The following is a 23,958-nucleotide window of genomic DNA, read 5'->3' on the forward strand; positions in this document are numbered from 1 at the left end:
ACGCATCGAGTTCACATGCCCTTCCTCGCCCGCACCCACCCTCGCCTGTCCGCCGCTGCCACGCTCGGCGTCGCAGTGGGCATTCTGATTCCGGCCGACTCGATCATCAGCAAAATCCTTTTTGGCTGGAATGCCGGGGTCTGGACTTACCTGGTCCTGATGCTCTGGCTCACCGCGCGCGCCAAAGCGCCGGACGTGAAACGAATTGCCGAAGTCGAGGACGAAAACGCCGGGCTGGTGCTATTCGTTGTGTGCATCGCCGCGATTGCCAGCCTGGCGACCATCACCTTTGAGCTGGCGGGCAGCAGGGACCTGGAAACCACTCGCAAGCTGCTGCATTACGGGTTTACCGCGTTGACGGTGATCGGTTCCTGGCTGCTGATCGGAGTGATTTTCAGCGTGCACTATGCCCGTCTGTTCTACACCTGCGGCGGCAAAGACCCCGCACTGCGTTTCGCTGAAGGCCTGACAACGCCCAATTACTGGGACTTCCTGTATTTCTCGTTCACCATCAGCGTGGCGGTACAGACGTCCGATGTCGGCGTGGCAACTCGGGATTTGCGCAAGATTGTGCTGGCGCAGTCGCTGATCGGCTTTCTGTTCAACACGGCCATTCTCGGGTTTTCGATCAACATCGCGGCAGGACTGTTCAATTGATCCGTGCACAAACGTTCTAGTCATCACCCTCGACGCGGGGGTTAAATGAGTCGGCAATCCGACTCGCAGGTGCAGCATGACGACTCACAACTGGATCGACCTGGCCCAGGACGCCGACACCGGCATCGAGACCCTGCGCGCGCATTTCGAAGGTCACGCCTACGATCCGCACTGGCATGACAGCTATCTGGTGGGCGTCACCGAGCAAGGGGTTCAGCAGTTCAACTGTCGGCGAGCGAAACACCAAAGCACGCCGGGCAAGGTATTTCTGCTTGAGCCGGGCGACATCCACGACGGCGAAGCGCCGACCGAAGACGGCTTCACCTACCGCATGCTGTACCTCGACCCGCAGTGGCTGAAGCGAGAACTCTGCGCGGTATTCGACAATGCCCCCGACAACAGCGAATTGAGTTTCGCCAACACCCTGGCCAGTGATTTACGACTGGCCCATGCCACCAGTCTGGCGTTCCAAGCCCTGCACTATAGTGAATTGAAAATCGTCCGCCAGACCGCTCTCGACAGTTTGCTCGAACGCCTGACCCGCCATCTGCACTGGCGCGCCCGCGACGGCGAAGACCCGCGCCTGCCGCTGGTGGCGCAGAAGGCTCGGGAATACCTGCACGCCAACGCTCAATACGACATCGGCCTCGATCAACTGGCCGCCGTCACCGGCGTCGACCGCTTCCGCCTGACCCGCGCCTTCAAAGCCGCTTATGGCATGGCGCCCCACGCCTACCTCGTGCAATTGCGCCTGACCACCGCCCGGCGAATGCTGGCCCGTGGTGAGCAACCGGCGACGGTGGCGATGGAGTTGGGATTTGCCGATCAGAGCCATCTGGGGCGCTGGTTCGTCCGGGCTTATGGTTTGACGCCGGCGCTGTATCGCAAGCGCTGCTCAAATCTTCCAGACGCATGACCCCGGTTTTGTGAGGATCGGCTCCTGAGATCATTCACGGAGTCCGCTGTCATGCTGTCCACCTTTCCCCCGCTGCTACCCTTTTTGCTGTTCGCTTTTGTGGCCTCTATTACGCCGGGACCGACCAATATTCTGGTGCTGAGTAATAGCGCACGTTATGGCTTCAAAGCTGCATTGCCGATCATCTTCGGAGCGTGTGCCAGCGCGGCGTTGATCGTATTGCTGGTGGGCAGCGGTGTCGGTCAGTCGCTTGCCGGACTGCCACTGGTGCAATCGCTGATGAAATGGACCGGGATCATCTGGCTCAGCTACTTGGCCTGGCAGATTTTCCACGCACCGGTCACGATCTTCGATACCCGTGCGGGACTGGAACGAAAGTTTGGAGGGTGGGCTGCTGCGAGCTTGCAGCTGATCAATCCCAAAACCTGGATGATGGCGTTTGCCGTGGTCGGTGTATTTGCCGGAACCGGCAATGATCGCCAGTTTCAAGTCGTCTGCCTGTCGCTGCTGTTTTTTTTCGTCTCGCTGCCGTGCCTGGGCGTTTGGGCAATGCTGGGCGCTGGAACAGCCAGGTGGTTTCGTTCGGCAAACAGCATCCAGCGTTTCAATCAGACAATGGCTCTATTGCTGGTGGTTTCGGCTTGGCTGACGGTGCTGATATGACGCATTCGTTCAGCTAAACGCACAGACATAAAAATGCCCCGATACATTCGGGGCATTTTTTAGGTTAATGACACGAAGCCATTTTTATCAGAAGAAATAGCTCAGTCTGAGGCTACCGCTCCAGTCCTGACTGACAGTCGTGCCTTTGCTGCCCCCGACCTGAGCGGAAACCTGCCAGTTGCGTTCGGCCGGCGTCCACTTCAGACCCGCTCCATACTCGACCGAACTGCTGGCACGGTCGTCATCGAAACTGTCGTCGTTGATCTTGACCTCGTTGGTTTTAACAAACTCGTGGTTAACCCCCGCCGACAAGCTGGGTTCCAGCAGGCTGCCATTGTCGAGGGTCAGCACACGTCCACCTCTGACACCCACCTTACCCTGCACAGATCGCATGGTGTCGGCTTTGACTTCAAGGCCATTATCGAGGCGATAACTGTCGCTTTGAGTGACACCGGTCGACAACTGAACCTGGGGTTCGACGAAATAATTGTCCTTCAGGCGAATATGCTTGCCCACCGCCACCGAACCGCCGGCGCCCAAGGCCTTGTAATCGCCCTTGGTTCGCGTGCCATCACTCATGGCAACTTTCGCCTTGTTGTCGAACTGGTTGATCTTGGCCATGACGTTGACGAACACACCGCTCTCGACATCAAAGGTACTGCCATAAATACCGACATTCACGCTATCTACCGTCGCACTGGAACCGTACTTGAGATCCATGTCTGTACGGCTTGTCCCGACAAACCCGCCCAAGACCCATGCACGACCGCCAAGGTCGACCAAGGTATCGGCACCGCCGGTGATGCCCGTCTGGTTCTGGGTGTAACCGTCGCCATAGGCGTTATCGACACTGTACTGATTGCCGTAAGTGCGTACCCAGACGCTGTTGTTCAGCTTCGTGGTGGAGTCATCGCTGGCCGCGCGAAGTGAAGCTTCAGGACGCGCGCTCAGCCCGCGATCACCGATCTGGTCAGTGAGCATGGACATCTCGGCATTCAATACACTGCGCGCGCTGCCGGCCAGTGCCAAAGCGGTGTTGCTCGAGGTACTGACCGTCTCCTTGTCAGGATTCAAGTACAAGCCCTGCCCCTCCTTCGCCAGTCGATAGACAAACGTACCGGCATCCACCGTTTCACGATTGCCCAGCGAGAAACTTGCATCGCCCGCCGCGATGTTGCCGACCTTCACCGGCTCGGCTGTAACAGGCGTGGTGCCGGTGGCGGAGATTTGCAGTTGATGTTGTCCGCTGGCGTTGCCGGTGACGTTCAGGAAGTCAGTGTTGCCGTTACCTAGGTCGGTGCCCATTACAAAGGTACCGTTACCGGAAAGGTCGCCCACGTCCAGGTGCTGGAATTGTTCGTTGGAGCCCATGCGCACCACGCCGCTGTTCAGCGCTAGACGCTGCACGGCGCTATCACCGGTCATCACCCATTGCGCCGAGTTGTTGATATTCAGGTTGCCCGAATTGTTGATTTGACCGGTCAGCACTGAGCCGTTGTCCAGCAGCACGCTGCCATTGGTGTCGGTGGTCACGTCGCCGGTCATGCTGCTGCCATTGTTCAACGAAAGGCTGAAGACATTTTCGACATTGCCGTTGATTGCAGAACCGTTGTCCAGGTTGACCGTCGCCGCCGTTCCCGCAACCGCTTGCACATTGCCGTTCAAGGTACTGCGGCTATTGAGATTGACCCGAGTCACGTTTTGCAGATTGCCAGTCAGCGAGGCCGCGTTCTGCATCAGCAGCGCAACAGTACTGCCGGTATCGGCGATGACATTGCCACTCAAGGCACTTGCGTTGACGTTAAGGTTGGCCGTGGAACGATTGGTCGCCTGCAACAGTGTGCCGTTACCGCCGAGCAGTTCGGAACTACCGTGGACATTGATGGTGGCAATAGTACCGGGGTCGCCGGACGAACCGAGCACAATCGCCGAACCTGTTCCGCCCGTTACGCGGGTGCTGTTGAGCGTAACAATGCTGGCGTTGACACCCGTGGTGTCGGTGATGATTTGCAGCCCGTCTTGCCCACCCGAAATCGTACTGCCCGATGCGGACATAGTCGCGCCGCCCAATTGCACGCCGTAGCTGGTGGCGCCCGTCCCCCGCACCTCTGAATTCGCGAGGTTCAACACGGCGAAACCAACCGCATTCACCCCTCCTGGAGCGCCGGTGATGACACTCCCGCCAGTGACTGTCGCGACGGACGATGCTGGAGTGTTGATGTTGCGGCCCAACAACAGCCCAAAACTGTTGGTACTGGTGATTGTGCTGTCATCGATAGTGGCGGTGCTGTCGATCAACTGCATCGCCCCTCTTCCAGAAGCGCTATTAACGATAGCGCCGGAAAGATTCAACGTGGAGGTATTGGCATCAAGGCGCTGACTTTGACCGCCGTTGAAAACGACATTGGCGTTTTGCGCACTGATTGTCAGTGCTTGCCCATTATCGATCGTCAACGTTCCGCCAGCCGACACGCCCCAGGCCTCTAATGGCGATGCATTGTTGACTGTTGCACTGGCGCCTGGTGCGAGTATTGCGCCATGAGTCAAAGGAGAAACAAGTAAAGCTGGCGTTAGTAAATATATAGCTGCTGTACAACGACTCAAAGATGACGTGCGAAACATTCTGACTTCCTGCTACTAGACATACATCGCTTAGTGATTTTTCTGAGAGAAAAGAACAACCACACCCGAGAACGTCCGACAGACTAGTGACCAATTCGCCCGCTAGATGTAGGAATAATCCTCATTGACACGATGAAAAATCCGAAGATTTGTGAGCTTTATCTCCACATCACAGGGGGCAATGAGGCCCCCCATGACCGGTTTAGCTCCTTTATTGCAGTTTTTACCGGCTATTTGAATCAGGGTGCCGCTGGAGCAGGCAATCTGTCGCAATAGTCGAAGCTGGTATTGATAATGTCGAATGGTTTGACCACCGGCTCAGAAGTCTGAGTACCGCCGATATCTGTCTCATACCAGTACTTGCCAAACGCTACGGCACCTCGTACCGGTTGGTTCAACTTAAACTTATCTGCTGTACCCACTTGCGCGATGTCGGGTGTACCTTGAGCTTTGATGGTATAGACAACCGAATCTCGAGTGCCCGGCACTTCTGTAGCGCCAGTTACATCTGTAACGCCAGCAAAAAAGACGGTAATCGATTTACTTTGTGGCAAGTTCACTGGATCCTTGGGGATTGTAACGGCCAACTTCCAGTTGGTGGTCGCAGTATCCATGGCATAACAGGCAATTTCGTCGCGGCTTCGAATACGAATTGTCGGCACTTGAAGCAAGACTTTCCGGGCATTTACCACCACATCCCGCTCAGGAGACTTGATGATATTTTTGTCGCTACCCACATTTTTTATCGTCCAGGACGCCTTTACCGTTGCGGCTGGCAATGCACCAAGGAATTCCTTGGTAACGTCCACCTCAAACTCAGTCTCACCGCCAAATGGGAGAAAAGTACCGGCGTGCTTACCGTCGATATAGAAATCGACTTGCTCACCGCCCACAACATCCGGTAAACCAAACCAAACCGGAACTTTGATTTTGCCAGGTTTGTCTCGATCGCCCGGTAGAATGGTGTTATCCGTACCGGAGGCACCTGTCACCGTTACAACATCCAGATCAGAGTTAGTCAGATCCGGCAAATCAGGGTTTGAGGGACCTGCGTGCACAAAATTCAGAAAGACGAAAATGTCGGGGCTATCAATGGTTTTCCCGTCGCGTGAGTGCTCGTAAAAAACCCTGACCTCTTTGGGATCCGTCGCGTTCGCAAACAGTGTTGCCAGTTTGGCGTACTCGAGCGTGAAGCTGACGTCTGCAGTACCGAGCGGTAGCGGACCGAATTCTACGAAGCTCGCTGGATCAGCGGCATCTTCGATGATCAACTTGATCTCATCAGTACCGATACCATGCTGTGGCTGTTGGACCACCGCGAGAACAGCGACTGCACCCGTCACAAAGTCATCAAGATATAAAGGAACGCTTTGGTTGGGATCGGTCTTTGGTATTTCAGGGGCAAGCAGAATCGGATCCTGAGCGAGCTTCAGATCAAATACAGGTGCAGCATCAGAGCGATAACTTACGTTGCCAGGCAGATCCTTCCATTCATACGAATGGGAGACGCGCGTCACATTCGGAAGTTGCCGGAGGACAGCATTATCCACCTCAAAATCGCCTGTAGCAGGTACCGTGCCACGAAAAGCCTCAATCACGCTGGCGCCCGAAACCAGAAAATAGGCAAGCTCGTCATCATCTCGCCGTAACGCGTAGCCCACTGGAACCTTACACAGCAGTTTGGGGTTCGCGGTCATCCACTCCTCATCCAAAATACGTGCCGGCGCCGCAGGCAGGTTGGAAATGGTCACGGCTGGGGTTGGTTTGTTTTTTCGACGCGCGGGGGTTTTGACTTCGTACGGGGCTGTACGGTCGATGACAAACTCAAGCACGTTTGAATCGTCGGCGTTACCGCCACCGGCCTTGAAGAGTTCATAACGAACTTCATAGCGGGTTGGCGCAGCAGGCGTCGGCTCTTCCGGAAACAGGCTTGCATCGACTGGAAGTTCAACCGGGTATTTGCGTCCGGCGGCTGCCCCCAAGGAAAAAGTACCCGCTGCCTTTTCTGTGCCGCCCACCACCTTATAATAAACATCAATTTCGTCCCCCTCTTGGGGGTCAGCAAAATTATCTGCCTTGAAAGTGATTTTTCCCGTTTCCAAAACACTGACTGGAATAGAGTCATCCGCCAGTTTGTCGACGATAGCATCGACCACAAGCGTTCCAGAGCGCACTGACATTGGCCGAAGTTTTGCTGGCAACATTTCAAATTTCATTTTTACATCTCCCTGTGTACAAAGTGAACTTACGCCTGAGCCATACGGCCCATTTTCTCCAGGTGTTACCCTGTCGATTTTTACTAGTCCTTTCTTTGATTTAGCAATCAGGCGACTGCCTCTAAACAGGCGACAAAGAACAACTGCCGAGTCGTTATCAATCAGCGGTCGCACGTGACTTTCGAATGGAATTATCTGCAAATAGCCTTTTTCAATATCGTTCGAATTTAATAGTTTAGACCATGCACCATAAGTACCTGGCACTGGGTTGCCAGTGCCATTAAGACTTGAATACCCCGTCCAATGCACTTCATTGAGATCACCGACAAGAGCAATATTGCTGCTAGGCGGGATTTCTACAAAGACACCCTGAGTCAATGGCGGGACTGTATTATTATTAAGGTACCCCCATAGTGTTGCATTGGGGAAATAGGGTTCTTCCATTTCCAGCGATGGCGTGTGATCAATGGTCAGCTTACGAAGCGGAGAATCATCCGGATTACCACCACCGCCTTTCCATACGTTGTAATAGACAAATGCTTCGCCGTTGATGGCCATCTGTTGCGGCGTCAATGGAACATAAATAAATGGATCACTCTCCGGTGGATCGTATGTCTCGGTGAAGATCCGGGTTTCAATTCCATCCTGACGCCACGTCACCCCAAGTTCGTCTTTCACACCAGGATCAGCCCACAGCGGGATAACAATGCGAGTCCCTTTTTGTAGCAGGTCCAACGGCACATGGCCGTTTGCATCGTTATCATCAACACCCTCCACACTCAGAGGATCGGCAAAAAGCCCAATAGAAGTGCTCAGGGGTAATAGAGGCTTTGGACATGCCATCAATGGCTCCCGTGTTGCGGCTGAATTAAATGTGGCTTCTGCATGGACAAATTAAGCACTTAGCTACTCAGGCTGCCTACTGTCATATCTGACAGGTTTTGCTACCACTCGTCGGTTATGCCGGCGCTCTCTACGGTGTTCCCCGAAAGCGCTCGCTTGACTCAAATGGATAAAATGGTGTTACCTGAAACCGGTTTCAGGCTTTCGCAGCCGGATCTCCGAAAACACTAATAACAAGGTCCACCACCGTGAACGACTTTTCCGCCGCCCAGCGCAGCCGCGTCACCATGCTTGATGTCGCCGAACACGCTGGCGTTTCCAAGGCCAGCGTCTCGCGTTTCATCGGTGACGATCGCGCCCTGCTCTCCGATGCCATTGCCTTGCGCATCGAGCAGGCGATTTCCGAACTGGGCTATCGCCCAAACCAAATGGCACGTGGCCTGAAACGCGGGCGCACCCGCTTGATCGGCATTCTGGTAGCCGATATCCGTAACCCTTATTCGATTGCCGTAATGCACGGGGTGGAAACCGCCTGCCGTCAGCACGGCTACAGCCTGGTGGTGTGCAACACCGATCGCGATGACGAGCAGGAGCGTCAGCACCTGGCGTTGCTGCGCTCGTACAACATCGAAGGCTTGATCGTGAACACCCTTGGTCATCACCGCGACGAATTGCGAGAGCTGCATCGGGAGATGCCGCTGGTGTTGGTGGATCGCAAGCTCGAACAACTCGAGAGTGATCTGGTCGGGCTGGACAATCCGGCAGCAGTCGAGATCGCCCTCGCGCACCTTGAAGAACGCGGCTATCGCGACGTGCTGCTGGTCACTGAACCCTATGACGGCACCAGTTCGCGGATAGAGCGGGTCAGCAGCTTCAAGGCGCAGATCGAACAACGCCCGACCCTGCGCGGCAGCCTCATCGAAACAGGCAGCGAACTCACCGCTCAGCTGAAAACCTTCCTCGAAACGCCCGGCCCCGGCCCGAAAGCACTGTTCTGCGCCAACGGCATTGCCGCGCTGGCCAGCACCCATTCGTTGCGTGAACTGAAGTGCAATCTGTTCGAAGACGTCGGCCTGATTGCCCTCGATGATCTGGATTGGTACCCACTGGTAGGCAGCGGCATCACCGCCCTCGCCCAACCGACGGCCGAGATTGGCGCAAGTGCGTTCGAGTGTTTGCTCAGGCGCTTGCGTGGGGATGTAGGGCCGGTGCGGACACTGGATTTTTCGGCGCGGTTGATTGTGCGCGGGTCGACGAAAATCGTCACGTAACCCAGCAACCCCTTTTTTTTTAACAAAAATGAAACCGGTTTCAGAGGTATACAACAATGAATAAACCACCCGTTTCCATCAGCCTGTCGAGCTACAGCGCCGACCTTGTTCGCGAGCGCGGCCAGGGATCGTTTATCGACGTGTTGGCCGCCGCTGGCGCCACACGCATCGAATGGCGCGAAGAGTTGCTGACAGTCGAAGACCCTACTCAACTAGCCGACGCCACTCAGGCCAAAGGCCTCGAAAGCGTGTATTCCTCGCCGATGGAATTGTGGCTGGCCGGCCAGTCCAAACCCAATCCCGAACTGATCTCTGCGTTGCAGCGCGCCCAGGCATTCGGTGCCAAATGGCTGAAAGTGTCCCTGGGCTATTTCACCGACAACAGCGACCTTCAAACCTTGGCCCGCGTACTGGGCAAAAGCGCCGTGCAACTGTTGGTGGAAAACGATCAGACCTTGCACGGCGGCCGTATCGAACCCTTCCAGCGCTTTTTCACTGAAGTCGAGCAACACAAGCTGCCGGTCAAAATGACCTTCGATATCGGCAACTGGCATTGGCAAGACCAGTCCGCGGCCAGCGCCGCACGGTTGCTCGGTCGTCACGTCGGCTATGTGCACTGCAAAGCCGTGTCGCGACGGGCCGACGGCAAACTGGTCGCCATACCCCCTGCCGCCAGTGACTTGCATCTGTGGGAACAACTGCTGAGGCACATGGCCCAGGGCGTCATGCGGGCGGCGGAATATTCGCTGCAAGGCGACGACCTGGTGCAGTTGACCACCGAGCATGTCGCCACCCTCGCCCACCTCGGTCAGTCTCGGTTGGAGAGCGCTCATGTCTGAGTTCGATATTCTGTCGTTCGGCGAAACCATGGCAATGTTCGTCGCCGAACAGAACGGTGACCTCGCCGAAGTCGGCCACTTCCACAAACGCATTGCCGGGGCCGACAGCAATGTCGCGATCGGCTTGTCGCGGCTAGGTTTCAATGTCGCCTGGCTGAGCCGGGTTGGCGCTGACTCTCTGGGCCGGTTCGTCATCGACACCCTGGAGAAAGAAGGCCTGGATTGCAGTAACGTCGCCATCGACACCGCGCACCCAACCGGCTTTCAACTCAAGTCGCGCACCGACGACGGCAGCGATCCGGTGGTCGAGTATTTCCGCCGTGGGTCGGCAGCGAGTCATCTGTCGCGGCAGTCGATCGCTCCTGAGTTACTCAACGCCCGGCACTTGCACGCCACCGGCATTCCCCCGGCACTGTCCGAAACGGCTCGGGAAATGTCTTTCGAGTTGATGAGCCGCATGCGTGATGCCGGGCGCAGCGTGTCCTTCGACCCGAACCTGCGCCCGAGTCTGTGGGCCAGTACGCAGCAGATGATTACCGAGATCAACCGCCTCGCCGCCCTCGCCCATTGGGTGCTGCCGGGTTTGAGCGAAGGCCGATTGTTGACCGGGTTCGAAGACCCCACCGACATCGCGGCGTTCTACCTCGACCTGGGCGCCGAAGCCGTGGCGATCAAGCTTGGTCCTCACGGTGCGTATTACCGCACCCATCTGGACCAGGGTTTCGTGGCGGGCGTGCCGGTGGAAACGGTAGTCGACACGGTCGGTGCCGGCGATGGATTTGCCGTTGGCATGATCAGCGCCCTGCTGGAAAACCACAGCTTTGCCGACGCCGTGAAGCGTGCCAACTGGATTGGCAGCCGCGCGGTGCAGAGCCGTGGGGATATGGAGGGGTTGCCCAATCGCCTCGAAATGTCTGCCGAGTTTGCGGCTGCCATCGTCGGATCGCCGCCCGGAGACAAGCTCGCTCCCACATTGGATCGGGTTCAAACACAAATCACCTGTGGGAGCGAGCTTGCTCGCGATGAGGCCCGCCCAATCACCGAAAATCTTTAACCCGTTACCTGCTGCGACAAAAACAACAAGCTCAGGAGCACCACTATGAAAACCGCAACACTCGTCGCCCGCCGCTGGTGGTACATCATGCCCATCGTGTTCATCACCTACAGCCTGGCGTACCTGGACCGCGCCAACTACGGGTTCGCCGCCGCCTCCGGGATGGCTGCCGACCTGATGATCACGCCGGGCCTGTCGTCGATGCTCGGCGCACTGTTCTTCCTCGGCTACTTTTTCTTCCAGGTTCCGGGCGCGATCTACGCCCAGAAGCACAGCGTGAAGAAGCTGATTTTCGTCAGCCTGATTCTCTGGGGTAGTTTGGCCACCTTGACCGGGATCGTCTCCAACGCCTACTGGCTAATCGTGATTCGCTTCATGCTCGGCGTGGTCGAAGCCGCGGTGATGCCGGCGATGCTGGTGTACCTGTGCCACTGGTTCACCCGTGCCGAACGCTCGCGCGCCAACACCTTCCTGATCCTTGGCAACCCGGTGACCATGCTCTGGATGTCGGTGGTGTCGGGCTATCTGGTGCAGCATTACAGCTGGCGCTGGATGTTCATCATCGAAGGTTTGCCGGCCGTACTCTGGGCGTTTATCTGGTGGCGTCTGGCCGATGACCGTCCCGCTCAAGCCAAGTGGCTGAGCGATCAAGAGAAGCAGGATCTGGAAAGCGCTCTGGCTGCCGAACAGGTGGGTATCAAAGCGGTGAAGAACTACGCCGAAGCCTTTCGCTCGCCGAAGGTGATCATCCTCGCCTTGCAGTTTTTCTGCTGGAGCATTGGCGTTTACGGCTTCGTGCTGTGGCTGCCGTCGATCCTCAAGGCCGGTGCGCAGATGGACATGATCGAGGCCGGCTGGCTCTCCTCGCTGCCGTATCTGGCCGCCGTGATCGGCATGCTGTTGGTGTCCTGGGGCTCGGACAAATTGCAGAAACGCAAACGCTTTGTCTGGCCGCCACTGCTGATCGCCTCGATTGCGTTCTACGGCTCCTACGCTTTGGGCGCCGAACATTTCTGGTGGTCCTACACCCTGCTGGTGATCGCTGGCGCCTGCATGTATGCGCCGTATGGACCGTTTTTCGCCATCGTCCCGGAAATCCTCCCGGCCAACGTCGCGGGTGGCGCCATGGCGCTGATCAACAGCATGGGTGCGCTTGGCTCGTTTGGCGGTTCTTACCTGGTCGGCTACCTGAACAGCTCAACCGGTTCGCCGGGTGCGTCGTACCTGTTGATGAGCGGCGCGTTGATGCTCTCGGTGGTGCTGACGATTCTCCTCAAGCCCGGCGCCAGCGACCGGGTCGTGGCCAAGGCCGTTGTGCAACGGCCGACGGCTGCTCATTCCTGAACTGAAGTTGAGAGGACTACGATGAAAAAGCAGGTTGTGTTGTACAAGAAACTCTCGCCGCTGCTGATGGCTCGCCTTCACGAGCAGACCGAGGTAACGCTGATCGACAACCTCAACGCGGAAGGCCTGGCAACGCTGCGTGAGGCCCTGCCCCGCGCCCACGGGTTGCTCGGTGCCAGCCTGAAGCTGGACGCCGGGTTGCTCGATCTGGCACCGGATCTGGAAGCCATTGCCAGCGTCTCCGTAGGGATCGACAACTACGATATCGACTACCTGACCGAGCGGCGAATCCTGCTCAGCAACACCCCTGACGTGCTCACCGAAACCACTGCCGACACCGGTTTCGCGCTGATTCTGGCGACCGCCCGGCGCGTAGTGGAACTGGCGAACATGGTTCGCGCCGGTCAGTGGAACCGCAACATCGGCCCGGCGCAGCTCGGCAGCGATGTGCACGGTAAAATCCTGGGCATCATTGGCATGGGGCGGATCGGTGAGGCCCTGGCCCAGCGTGGGCATTTCGGTTTTGGCATGCCGGTTATCTATCACAGCCACGCGCCAAAACCGGCGGTGGAACAGCGATTCAGCGCGCAATACCGCAGCCTCACAGCCTTGTTGCAGCAGGCTGATTTCATTTGCCTGACCCTGCCGCTGACAGCAGAAACCGAAGGACTGATCGGGGCCGAGCAGTTTGCCCTGATGCGCCCGGAGAGCATCTTCATCAACATTTCACGGGGCAAGGTCGTGGACGAGGCGGCGCTGATTCAGGCCTTGCGCGATGGGCAGATTCGCGCTGCGGGGCTGGATGTGTTCGAACGTGAACCGCTGAACACTGACTCGCCGCTGTTGCAGCTGAACAACGTGGTGGCGACGCCGCACATTGGCTCGGCGACGCATGAAACGCGCGAAGCGATGGCCACGTGTGCGGTGGACAATCTGCTGGCGGCACTGGCGGGTGAGCGGCCGAGGAATCTGGTGAACGTCGGGGCGTGGCAGGCCTGACGACGTCGGCGCCTGTCAGTCAGCCATCGCGAGCAAGCTCGCTCCCACACTGGATCTGCGACGTTCACATATCCCCTGTGGGAGCGAGCTTGCTCGCGATGAGGCCTAATCCTTCAGGCCCGACGAGCCTCCAGAAGGTCCGCCGCACACAACGCAATCCGCTGGCACGCATCCGCCAGCTTCAACTGATCCACCACCAACCCCAATCTAATATGCCCCGCCGCACTCGGCCCAAACGCTTCACCGGCCAGCACCGACACGCCGTAACCTTCCAGCAGCCGCTCGGCAAAACTCTGGGCACACAACCCAGTCTGGCGTACATCGATCATCACGAACATCCCGCCATCAGGCCGGATCGGCCGGACGCCCGGGCAATCACTGAGGCTCGCGCACACCAGGTCGCGACGCTGGCGATACTCCTCGCGCATCAACGCCACTTCCGGCAGATCCTCATCCAGCGCCAATTGCGCGGCGTTCTGAATGAAGTCCGGAATGCCAAAGAGCATGCACAACGACAGGTGCACCAAGTGTTCGGCCAAAGGTTTCGGCCCGATCACCCAGCCCACTCGCCAACCGCTCATGGCGTGGGATTTGGACAGGCTATTGATGGTCGCAGTGCGCTCGGCCATGCCCGGCAGGCTCGCCGGGCTGATGTGCTCGCCTTCATACAACAGATCGCTGTAGACCTCGTCGCTGATCAGCCACAGGTCGTGACGAACACAGAGCGACGCCAGCTCCTGCCAGACCATTAGCGGCAAACTGGCGCCGGAAGGATTGTTCGGACTGTTGAGCACGATGGCGCGGGTTTTAGGCGTGATCAGTGCCGCGACATCCGCTGGATCGACCCGAAAGCCGTTCTCGGGGCGTACCGCCACCGGCACCACTTTGGCTGCGCAGGCACCGAACACGCCTTCATAGGTCACGTACATCGGCTCGGCGACGATCACTTCATCGCCCGGGTCGAGCAGGCATTGCGCGACCGAATACACCGCACATTGCGCACCCGGCAGCACGATCACATGGTCGGCATCCACGACTTGACCGCTGCGGCGTCGATGACGGGTGGCGATGCTGTTGCGCAATCCCTGACTGCCGCGTACTGCCGGGTAGTGGGTATCGCCGGCCAGCAAGCTGTCGACGCACGCCTGAATGATGGGCTGCGGCGTATCGAAGTCAGGATCGCCGATCGATAGCAGCAGCACATCAATGCCCTGCTCACGTAATTCCAGTGCTCGGTCATGAATCTGCCAGGCCGCAGCGCCGTCACCGGCGATTCGTTTGGTCAAGGCTGAATAGCGCATGTAATTCTCCAGTCGCGCGGGTTCCAAGCCTCAACCCTATCTCAAATCACGAAACGCGCCACCATGGCATTTAAATCCACAGCCAGGCGCGACAGTTCGTGAGTGGCGGCGCTGGTCTGGTTGGCGCCAGCGGCAGACTGGGTGGCCAGGTCGCGGATGTTCACCAGGTTGCGGTCAACTTCGCGGGACACCTGAGCCTGTTCTTCGGACGCGCTGGCGATCACCAGATTGCGTTCGTTGATCAATTGGATCGACTGAGTGATCTGCTCCAGCGCCACACCGGCGGCGCGGGCCATTTCCAAGGTGCTTTGGGTGCGTTGATTGCTTTGCTGCATCGACGCGACCGCGTGGCCGGTGCCGTTCTGGATGCCGGCGACCATTTTTTCGATTTCCTGGGTCGATTGCGCGGTGCGATGGGCCAGCGCCCGAACTTCGTCCGCCACCACCGCAAAACCGCGCCCGGCTTCACCGGCACGGGCGGCTTCGATTGCAGCGTTGAGCGCCAGCAAGTTGGTCTGTTCGGCGATGGCGCGGATCACGTCCAGCACCTTGCCGATGTCGCGCCCCTGAGCGGCCAGGCCTTCGATCATCACCGAGGTGTTTTGCACATCGTGGGTCATGGTCTGGATCGCGCCGACGGTTTCCACCACACGGTCGCGACCTTCGCGGGCGGCCTGGGTCGACTGGTTCGAGGCTTCGGACGTCGACACCGCGTTACGTGCCACTTCTTCCACGGCGGCGGTCATTTCGTTGACCGCGGTGGCGGCCTGTTCGATTTCGTTGGTCTGCTGTTGCAGACTGCGGGACGCTTCTTGGGTGACCGTGCTGAGTTCTTCAGCGGCGGCACCCAGTTGGGTGGCGGAACCGGCGATCTGTTCGATGGTTTTGCGCAGGCTGGCCTGCATCGCGGACAAGGCACCGAGCAAACGGGCCGGTTCGTCCTTGCCGTCGACCTCGATGACGTTGGTCAGGTTACCGCCCGCAATGGTTTGCGCCGCCAGCAACGCACGGTTCAGCGGTGTGACGATGCTGCGGGTCAACAGCCAGGCCAGCAGCACGGTCATCAGCGCCGCGATGACCGCCACGGCAATGATGCCGGTAATGGCGCTGCGGTACTGCTCGCCCGCTGCGGCCGATGCGGTTTTCGCATCGGAATTATTCAGCGCCACCAGTTTGTTCAGCTGCTCGCCCATCTGGTCCGTACCTTCCTTGATCCGGGTGTTGATCAGCGCGCGCATCTCATCAAGCTTGTTCTGTCGCGACAGCTCAAGCATCTGGGTCTGGGCTTGCAGGTAGCTGTCCAGCGTTGCCGTGAACGTCTTGTACAGCGCAGCTTCTTCCGGGGTGGCCGACAACGCGGCATAACTCGATTGTGCGCTGCGAACCTTGTCGACCAGCACGCCGATACGCGTCTGGGCTTCCTGCAACGCGCTCAGATCACGGTTGACCAACACCCGGAAAGAGAGAATGCGCAGACGCAGGACGTTTTCCGTCAGGTTACCGAGAAACCCGACTTTGGGCAGTTGTGTGGTTTCCATGTCGATGGAGGCTTGCTGGATGGTCGTCATGCGGTTTACGGCAAACACACCCAGCACGATGACGAGCAAGGCAATGAAAGCAAAACCCAGGAAAGCTCGAGGCGCGATATTCAGATTACGCAGTGACATAGGATGATTCTCGGGTGATGGGGCTACGAGCATCCTTGCGTGATCGCTGAAGGGCGGGCGGTGGCGCACGCGCTTTCAGTTTGGCGCCACTGTTGGAATAGGTTTGTGTGGGCCTGTTATCTGTATCGGCTGGGGATGAGGATTCCTGCGGGGCGTTGAGAAATTTATTTCAAGTTTGGAACTGCCCCTCACCCTAACCCTCTCCCAGGGGGAGAGGGAACTGACCGTGTTGTTCTTCCGATGTTCTGCGACCTGAAAGTTTTGAGCCGAACTCAGGTTCTGAAAAGCTTGAAGATCTGCTCCCTTTTCCCCTCTCCCCCGTGGGGAGAGGGCTGGGCTGGAGGGGTGGATCTAAACTTCAACGCAAGACTCAAGCCTTACGCAAAGCCACCCGCCAAACCCGCGCAACATCGCTCGCCCGCTCCCGCAACAACCGCGGTGCCTCGGCACACGCCTGCTCCAGCGTCATCGGTCCGCTTGCCAAGGCAAACGCGGCATCGATGCCATGTTCGTACAGCGCCTGATAACCCTCACCCAGCGTCCCGGCGAGGACGATCACCGGCACACCGTGCTGTCGAGCAATACGCGCCACACCAAACGGCGTCTTGCCGCGCAGTGTCTGAGCATCAAAACGGCCTTCTCCGGTGATCACCAGGTCGGCGCCCTTGACCGCATCGTCCAGGCCAACCAGTTCGGCGACCACTTCAACACCGGCCTTGAACTGCGCCCCCAGAAACGCCTTGGCGGCAAACCCCAGTCCGCCTGCCGCACCGCTGCCCGGTTCGTCACGTACGTCTTTGCTCAGGACTTGCGCGCACCGTTCGGCAAAGTGCCCGAGCGCGCGATCCAGTTGCTCGACTTGCTCGGGTGATGCCCCTTTTTGCGGGCCGAAAATCGCTGAGGCACCATGAGGTCCGCACAGTGGATTGTTGACGTCGGCGGCGATGTCGAAGCGCACCTCGGCCAGACGCGGATCGATTTCACTCAGATCAATGCGGGCAAGCAGTCCAAGCGCCAGACCACCCGGTGCCAGTGTTCGACCGTGTGCGTCCAGCAGTTTGACGCCCAAGGCTTGCATTGCACCCGCCCCGCCGTCGTTGGTGGCGCTGCCGCCAATCGCCAGAATGACCCGTTGCGCCCCGGCATCGAGCGCCGCGCGGATCAATTCGCCGGTGCCGAACGTGCTGCTGAAGCACGCATCACGCTTGCCCGGCGGAACCAGTTGCAGGCCACTGGCCTCGGCCATTTCGATGATCGCGGTGTGGCTCTGGGGCAACCAGCCCCAGGCGGCGTCAACCGTCGCGCCGAGCGGCCCGCGAGCCGGGGTGCGACGCAGTTCGCCCTCGCACGCCGCCAGAATCGACTCGACGGTGCCCTCCCCGCCGTCAGCCATCGGGCATTTGACCAGGAGCGCATCGGGCCAAACCTGCGCCAACCCCAGAGCAATGGCATCAGCCACACCCTGGGCACTCAGGCTGTCCTTGAACGAATCGGGGGCGATGACGATTTTCATGCGAATTCTCCAGTTCCAATGCCCTAATGCTGCCAGCAGGCAAGAACAATAACGCCGGTCCGCTGCACAAGCGGGCATGCCGATTATTGTTCATTTCCACAAAACCTTAAGCGCCAGACGTTGGAGGCGCATCGGTTTGAGGCAAAAGTTGCACACCGAGATAAAGCGCGAGCATCCCGTCCAGCCTTAGCGGGTCGACGCCGCTGAGCTCGGCAATCCGCTCCATCCGGTAACGCAAACTATTGCGATGGATGCCCAGTGCATCGGCACAGGCCTGGCTCTGGCCGTCGTGATCGCACCAGCTGCGCAGGGTTGCCAGCAATTGGCCGTTGCCATCCTTGGCGATGACTTTGCGCAGCGGTTTGAGCAACTCGTCCAGCGCGTCGTCGTTGCGGTGCCGCCAGAGCATCACCGGTAATCGGTAACGGGTGAGCGTCAGCAAGCGGGAGTGCGGCAACACATCTCGTCCATAGGCCAGCAAGTCGCCGACGCGGCGGTAGCAGCGGCGCAGTCCCGACAGCCCATCGGCCTGCCCACCCACGGTGATGCGCAGGATGTTCCAGCCCAGGCCGTCGAGTTTCTCCAACAGCCGATCATTCTCGATCGCCGGGCTTGCCGGCCGGCACCATAGCAACGAGGACTTGGCCGAACTCACACACCAACTGTCCGGGTAGCGCGACATCAGCCAGGCGCTGAGTGCTTCGACGGTTTGCCCCGGACCGTGTTCCATCCCTAACTCGAACAGATATGGCACCCGCGTCATCTGCGGCTTGAGCCCAAGCTGTTGCGCTTCATCGATCAGCCGCGGCGAATCCCCGGCCTCACTGAGCAGCAACGCCAGCAGATCGTCGCAACGCTGCCGCCGCCATTGCTGTTCAGCCTGCTGGTTGCGCTGGCCGACCAGCATCTCGGCGGTCATCCGCACCAGTTCGGCGTAGGTGCGCAATTGCTCGGGTTCACCGGTGATGCCCAGCACGCCAATCAAGCGCTGATCGAGCAGTAGCGGCAAGTTGATGCCCGGTTGCACACCTTTGAGATGAATCGCTGTTTGGGCGTCGATCTCCACCACCCGCCCGTTGGCCAGCACCAGTTGCGCGCCTTCATGACGGGTGTTGACGCGCTCCGGTTCGCCGCTGCCGAGAATCAGCCCCTGGCTGTCCATGACGTTGACGTTGTACGGCAGGATGGCCATCGCCCGGTCGACGATGTCCTGGGCCAGGTCGTGATCGAGTTCGAACATAGCGGTGATCCTTGAAAGCGTGATGAGCGGATTGTTCACCCGCACAGGCCTTGGTTGCAAACCCTGTGCTCAGGCACAAAGACAACGACCCAAGGGGTGGCCGAGACTCACTGGGCGATCAACGTTACCCTTTGCATCGCAAAAAATCATAATAAAGAGAGAGCCGCCATGTCCCAGAGCGCCGCCGCTACCCAGGCCATCGTTGACGAGAAAAACGCCGTCTACAAACGTATTACCCTGCGTTTGATTCCCTTCATCTTCATCTGCTACCTGTTCAACTACCTCGACCGGGTGAACGTTGGATTTGCCAAGCTGCAGATGCTCGACGCACTGAAGTTCAGCGAAACCGTGTACGGCCTCGGGGCCGGGATCTTCTTTATCGGCTACGTGCTATGCGGCGTGCCGAGCAACCTGGCCCTGACCAAGTTCGGCCCGCGCCGCTGGATCGCGCTGATGATGATCGTCTGGGGCTCGCTCTCGACCTGTTTGCTGTTTGTCACCACACCGACCGAGTTCTACACCCTGCGCCTGTTCACCGGCGCGGCCGAAGCCGGGTTCTTTCCGGGCGTGGTGCTTTACCTTTCGCAGTGGTTCCCGACCTTCCGCCGTGGCCGCATCATGGCGCTGTTCATGTCAGCGATCCCGGTGTCCGGCCTGCTCGGCAGCCCGTTTTCCGGCTGGATCCTCAACCACTTCGGCGCCGGGCAAGGTGGCTTGGCCGGCTGGCAGTGGATGTTCCTGCTGCAAGGTATCCCGACCGTCATCCTCGGCGCGCTGGCGTACTTCCTGCTCAGCGACAGTTACGCGAATGCCAAATGGCTCACGCCGTTCGAGCGCTCGGTGCTGGAAGCCGACCACGCTGAAGACCTGGCCAACAAACCGAAAACCACCACCGACTCGCTGCTGGCGGTGTTCAAGAACCCGGCAATCTGGGCGTTTGGCCTGATCTACTTCTGCATCCAGAGCGGCGTTTACGCGATCAATTTCTGGCTGCCGTCGATCATCAAGAACCTGGGCTTCAGCGATAACCTGGTGATCGGCTGGCTCAGTGCGATTCCGTACCTGCTGGCGGCGTTGTTCATGTTAATGGTCGGCCGCTCCGCCGACCTGCGCAAAGAACGCCGCTGGCACTTGGTGGTGCCGATGTTGATGGGCGCGGTGGGTTTGCTGATCGCCGTGAACTTCGCCGCCAACCCCGCCATCGCCATCCTCGGCCTGACCATCGCCACCATGGGCGCCCTCACCGGCCTGCCGATGTTTTGGCCAGTGCCGACTGCACTGCTCAGCGCGGGCGCTGCGGCGGGTGGTTTGGCGTTGATCAACTCCATGGGGCAGATGGCGGGTTTCCTGAGTCCGTATCTGGTGGGTTGGGTCAAGGACAGCACCGGGTCGACTGATGCGGCGCTTTATTTATTGGCGGGTGTGATTGTGTGCGGGAGCTTGTTGGCGTTGCGTATGACGCGGACGTTGCGAGTTTAAGGTTGATCGGCACGGGGTGTTCAATATTTCAGTTTGCCCCGTGCGGTTGTTCTGGTATTTGATTGAGGCTTTCCCACCGGTAAAAGGATTTCGTCATGAGCTATCGCACGCTGGGTCATTCGGGTTTACAGGTTTCCACCCTGACCCTGGGCACCATGATGTTCGGCGAACAGACCAGCACCGAAGATTCCCTGCGGATCATCGACAAGGCCTGGGACCAGGGCATCAATTTCATCGACACCGCAGACGTTTACACCAACGGCCGCTCCGAAGAGATCGTCGGCGAAGCGATTGCCGGTAACCGTCACGAATGGGTACTGGCGACCAAGGTCGGTTTCGGCCCGGTGGACGGAGTGCCGAACCGCAACGGTTTGAGCCGCAAGCACATATTCAATGGCATCGACGCCAGCCTGACACGCCTGGGCACCGATTATCTCGACATTTATTACTTGCACCGCGAAGACCACAACACGCCATTGGAGGTCACGGTGTCGGCCATCGGCGATTTGATCCGCCAGGGCAAAATCCGCTATTGGGGTCTGTCGAACTACCGTGGCTGGCGCATCGCCGAGGTGATTCGTGTGGCCGATCAACTGGGCGTCGACCGGCCTGTCATCAGTCAGCCGCTGTACAACATCGTCAACCGTCAGGTGGAAACCGAGCAGATCACCGCCGCGCAAAATTATGGCCTGGGCGTGGTGCCTTACAGCCCACTGGCGCGCGGCGTGCTCAGCGGTAAGTACGCGCCAGACGTGAAGCCGGATGCCAACAGCCGCGCCGGCCGCGCAGATAAACGCATTCTGGAAACCGAATGGCGCGTCGAATCATTGCGCATTGCTCAGCAGATCCAGCAGTACACGCAAGGGCGTGGCGTGGGCATCGTCGAATTCGCCATCGCCTGGGTGCTGAACAACAGCGCTGTCACCTCAGCCATCGTCGGCCCGCGTACCGAAGAACAATGGGATGCCTACACTAAGGCTCAGGCGGTGAAGATCACGGCGGAGGATGAAGCGTTCATTGATTCGCTGGTGACGCCAGGGCATGCGTCGACGCCGGGGTTCAATGATGTGAGCCACTTTGTGTCAGGGCGTAAACCACGCAATAGCTAAATGAATACACTTTCCATGTGGGAGCTCGCTCCCACAGTGGGTCGGTGTTGATCGATCGGACAATATTCAACGAGAAAACCACGTATCCTCCGCACCCGTTTAACGTTCAACTTCGCGAGGACAGTTTGTCTAAAGGTATTGCTCTATCGGTTTCAGCCTCGGTGCTGTTTGCCGTCATGTATTACTACACCTCGCTGCTCACGCCTTTGAGCGGTGTAGAAATTTTCGGCTGGCGGATGCTGCTGACCCTGCCGTGCATGACCGTGTTCATGGTGGTCTCCGGTGAATGGAAACGCGCGGTCGCCATCCTTCGCCTACTGGGCGGCAAACCCAAGTTACTCGCCGGCCTGATCGTTTCCTCGACGCTGCTTGGCCTTCAGCTCTGGCTATTTATGTGGGCGCCGCTCAACGGCTATAGCCTTGACGTGTCACTGGGCTATTTCCTGTTACCGCTGTCCATGGTTCTGACGGGGCGGATCGCTTATGGCGAGCGGTTGTCCTACCTGCAAAAGATTGCCGTGTTTTTCGCCTCTCTCGGTGTGCTCAATGAGCTGTATCAAGTGGGCGGATTCTCTTGGGCGACGTTATTGGTCGTCGTCGGATATCCAACCTATTTCATCCTGCGCAAGTGGCTGGCCACAGATAATCTTGGTGGTTTGTGGGTGGACATGGCCTTGATGCTGCCGGTGGCGTTCTGGTTCGTTCAGGGCGGCGAACAGGGTTTCGGCGTGTTCGATCAACATCCGTGGCTGTCACTCCTGATCCCGTTGCTCGGGGTGATCAGCGCTTCGGCGTTGGTGGTCTACATCATCGCCAGCCGGCTATTGCCGTTCAGCCTGTTCGGGTTGTTGAGCTATGTCGAGCCGGTGCTGTTGCTCGGCGTTGCGTTGCTGCTGGGGGAAAGCATCAAGGCCGGTGAGTGGCTGACCTACATCCCGATTTGGTTGGCAGTGGTTGTGCTGGTGTTCGAAGGGTTCAAACACCTGGTCCGGCATCGACGCAAATCGATGTAGGACCGACACGAAAAAGCCCGGCCAGCATTGCTGCTGACCGGGCTTTTTTACATCTGAAACGGCTTAGTCGGTGGAAAGCACGCCACGACGAACCTGGTCGCGTTCGATGGATTCGAACAACGCCTTGAAGTTGCCTTCGCCGAAACCATCGTCACCTTTACGCTGGATGAACTCGAAGAACACCGGGCCCATCAGGGTTTCGGAGAAGATCTGCAGCAGCAGACGCTTGTCGCCCGACTCGGACGAACCGTCCAGCAGAATGCCGCGCGATTGCAGTTGATCAACCGGCTCGCCGTGGTTCGGCAAACGACCTTCGAGCATTTCGTAATAGGTTTCCGGCGGCGCGGTCATGAAGCGCATGCCAATGCTTTTCAAATGATCCCAGGTCTTGATCAGGTCATCGGACAGGAAGGCCACGTGCTGAATGCCCTCGCCGTTGAACTGCATCAGGAATTCTTCGATCTGCCCGGCACCCTTGGACGACTCTTCGTTCAGCGGGATGCGGATCATGCCGTCCGGCGCGGTCATAGCCTTGGAGGTCAGGCCGGTGTATTCGCCTTTGATGTCGAAATAACGGATCTCGCGGAAGTTGAACAGCTTCTCGTAGAAGTTGGCCCAGTAGGCCATGCGACCGCGATACACGTTGTGGGTCAGGTGGTCGATGATTTTAAGCCCCGCCCCTTCCGGGTTGCGGTCAACGCCTTCGATAAACACGAAGTCGATGTCGTAGATCGAACTGCCTTCGCCGAAACGGTCGATCAGGTACAGCGGCGCGCCGCCGATGCCTTTGATCGCCGGCAGGTTCAGTTCCATCGGGCCGGTTTCGATGTGAATCGGCTGGGCGCCAAGCTCCTGGGCTCGGGCAAACGCCTGCTGAGCATTCTTGACGCGGAACGCCATGCCGCACACCGACGGACCGTGCTCGGCCGCGAAGTACGAAGCGACGCTGTGAGGTTCGTTGTTGAGGATCAGGTTGATCTGGCCCTGGCGATACAGGTGCACATCTTTGGATCGGTGGGTCGCGACCTTGGTGAAGCCCATGATCTCAAAGATCGGCTCCAGGGTGTTCGGGGTCGGCGATGCGAACTCGATGAATTCAAAGCCCATCAGGCCCATTGGGTTTTCGTATAAATCTGCCATGGTTGGCGCCTCATCATTTTCTTGTCAATTAACGAATCGTTAGTTGCTAGCAATGCTGAGACCGGCGGGTGG

The 23,958-nt window shown here is 58.5% G+C and carries 18 protein-coding genes; 11 read left to right on the plus strand and 7 right to left on the minus strand.

Features of this window, described 5'->3' with window-relative positions; genetic code table 11:
• The first annotated feature begins 15 nt into the window (after positions 1-15).
• The 3 genes from ACYZT7_RS18190 to ACYZT7_RS18200 all read left to right on the plus strand — a co-directional run bounded on the left by ACYZT7_RS18190 (position 16) and on the right by ACYZT7_RS18200 (position 2,236).
• Positions 16-657 (plus strand): DUF1345 domain-containing protein, encoded by a 642-nt coding sequence (locus ACYZT7_RS18190; protein WP_462037646.1) that lies wholly within the window; start codon positions 16-18, stop codon positions 655-657.
• A gap of 76 nt (positions 658-733) precedes the next feature.
• On the plus strand, positions 734-1,573 hold the full coding sequence (locus ACYZT7_RS18195) for an AraC family ligand binding domain-containing protein (RefSeq protein ID WP_462037647.1): 840 nt from the start codon (positions 734-736) through the stop codon (positions 1,571-1,573).
• Between the two features lie 51 nt (positions 1,574-1,624).
• A complete protein-coding gene (locus ACYZT7_RS18200; RefSeq protein WP_462037648.1) occupies positions 1,625-2,236 on the plus strand; it encodes a LysE family translocator in 612 nt (203 codons plus the stop codon).
• A gap of 87 nt (positions 2,237-2,323) precedes the next feature.
• Here ACYZT7_RS18200 and ACYZT7_RS18205 read toward each other — a convergent pair whose 3' ends face one another.
• Both ACYZT7_RS18205 and ACYZT7_RS18210 read right to left on the minus strand, forming a co-directional pair.
• Complete coding sequence (locus tag ACYZT7_RS18205; RefSeq protein WP_462037649.1) at positions 2,324-4,540, minus strand: autotransporter outer membrane beta-barrel domain-containing protein; 2,217 nt, start codon at positions 4,538-4,540, stop codon at positions 2,324-2,326.
• A 557-nt stretch (positions 4,541-5,097) separates the two neighbouring features.
• A complete protein-coding gene (locus tag ACYZT7_RS18210; RefSeq protein ID WP_462037650.1) occupies positions 5,098-7,917 on the minus strand; it encodes a hypothetical protein in 2,820 nt (939 codons plus the stop codon).
• 248 nt (positions 7,918-8,165) lie between these two features.
• Between ACYZT7_RS18210 and ACYZT7_RS18215 the strand changes: the two genes are divergently transcribed.
• Genes ACYZT7_RS18215 through ACYZT7_RS18235 form a run of 5 tightly spaced genes read left to right on the plus strand, consistent with a single transcriptional unit; the run spans position 8,166 to position 13,424 of the window.
• A complete protein-coding gene (locus tag ACYZT7_RS18215) occupies positions 8,166-9,188 on the plus strand; it encodes a LacI family DNA-binding transcriptional regulator (protein ID WP_462037651.1) in 1,023 nt (340 codons plus the stop codon).
• A 56-nt stretch (positions 9,189-9,244) separates the two neighbouring features.
• Complete coding sequence (locus ACYZT7_RS18220) at positions 9,245-10,027, plus strand: sugar phosphate isomerase/epimerase family protein (protein WP_462037652.1); 783 nt, start codon at positions 9,245-9,247, stop codon at positions 10,025-10,027.
• Positions 10,020-11,081 carry a sugar kinase gene (locus ACYZT7_RS18225; protein WP_462037653.1) on the plus strand — a complete coding sequence of 354 codons (1,062 nt, stop codon included), beginning with the start codon at positions 10,020-10,022 and terminating at the stop codon, positions 11,079-11,081. Before ACYZT7_RS18220 ends, ACYZT7_RS18225 begins: the two co-directional genes overlap by 8 nt.
• Positions 11,082-11,126: 45 nt before the next feature.
• Positions 11,127-12,425 (plus strand): MFS transporter, encoded by a 1,299-nt coding sequence (locus tag ACYZT7_RS18230; protein WP_462037654.1) that lies wholly within the window; start codon positions 11,127-11,129, stop codon positions 12,423-12,425.
• 21 nt (positions 12,426-12,446) lie between these two features.
• Positions 12,447-13,424 (plus strand): NAD(P)-dependent oxidoreductase, encoded by a 978-nt coding sequence (locus ACYZT7_RS18235; RefSeq protein ID WP_462037655.1) that lies wholly within the window; start codon positions 12,447-12,449, stop codon positions 13,422-13,424.
• 113 nt (positions 13,425-13,537) lie between these two features.
• On the opposite strand, the gene ACYZT7_RS18240 is transcribed toward ACYZT7_RS18235, so the two are convergent.
• The 4 genes from ACYZT7_RS18240 to ACYZT7_RS18255 form a co-directional block, all read right to left on the minus strand.
• Positions 13,538-14,725, minus strand: coding sequence for a pyridoxal phosphate-dependent aminotransferase (locus tag ACYZT7_RS18240; protein ID WP_462037656.1), 1,188 nt, complete (start codon positions 14,723-14,725; stop codon positions 13,538-13,540).
• Positions 14,726-14,766: 41 nt separating this feature from the next.
• Positions 14,767-16,392, minus strand: a complete 1,626-nt coding sequence (locus tag ACYZT7_RS18245; protein ID WP_462037657.1) for a methyl-accepting chemotaxis protein — start codon at positions 16,390-16,392, stop codon at positions 14,767-14,769.
• 370 nt (positions 16,393-16,762) lie between these two features.
• Positions 16,763-17,905 (minus strand): glycerate kinase, encoded by a 1,143-nt coding sequence (locus ACYZT7_RS18250; protein ID WP_462037658.1) that lies wholly within the window; start codon positions 17,903-17,905, stop codon positions 16,763-16,765.
• 106 nt (positions 17,906-18,011) lie between these two features.
• On the minus strand, positions 18,012-19,145 hold the full coding sequence (locus ACYZT7_RS18255) for a sugar diacid recognition domain-containing protein (RefSeq protein ID WP_462037659.1): 1,134 nt from the start codon (positions 19,143-19,145) through the stop codon (positions 18,012-18,014).
• A gap of 168 nt (positions 19,146-19,313) precedes the next feature.
• On the opposite strand from ACYZT7_RS18255, the gene ACYZT7_RS18260 reads away from it, so the two are divergent.
• From ACYZT7_RS18260 to rarD, 3 genes are all read left to right on the plus strand, one after another.
• Complete coding sequence (locus ACYZT7_RS18260; RefSeq protein WP_462037660.1) at positions 19,314-20,624, plus strand: MFS transporter; 1,311 nt, start codon at positions 19,314-19,316, stop codon at positions 20,622-20,624.
• A gap of 95 nt (positions 20,625-20,719) precedes the next feature.
• Positions 20,720-21,733 (plus strand): aldo/keto reductase, encoded by a 1,014-nt coding sequence (locus ACYZT7_RS18265; RefSeq protein WP_462037661.1) that lies wholly within the window; start codon positions 20,720-20,722, stop codon positions 21,731-21,733.
• A 125-nt stretch (positions 21,734-21,858) separates the two neighbouring features.
• Complete coding sequence (gene rarD, locus ACYZT7_RS18270; protein WP_462037662.1) at positions 21,859-22,746, plus strand: EamA family transporter RarD; 888 nt, start codon at positions 21,859-21,861, stop codon at positions 22,744-22,746.
• Positions 22,747-22,809: 63 nt separating this feature from the next.
• Here the strand turns inward: rarD and hppD are convergent, their stop codons facing one another.
• Positions 22,810-23,886, minus strand: coding sequence for a 4-hydroxyphenylpyruvate dioxygenase (gene hppD, locus ACYZT7_RS18275; RefSeq protein WP_462037663.1), 1,077 nt, complete (start codon positions 23,884-23,886; stop codon positions 22,810-22,812).
• Between the last annotated feature and the right edge of the window lie 72 nt (positions 23,887-23,958).

This window comes from Pseudomonas sp. RT4P38 (assembly GCF_054897765.1).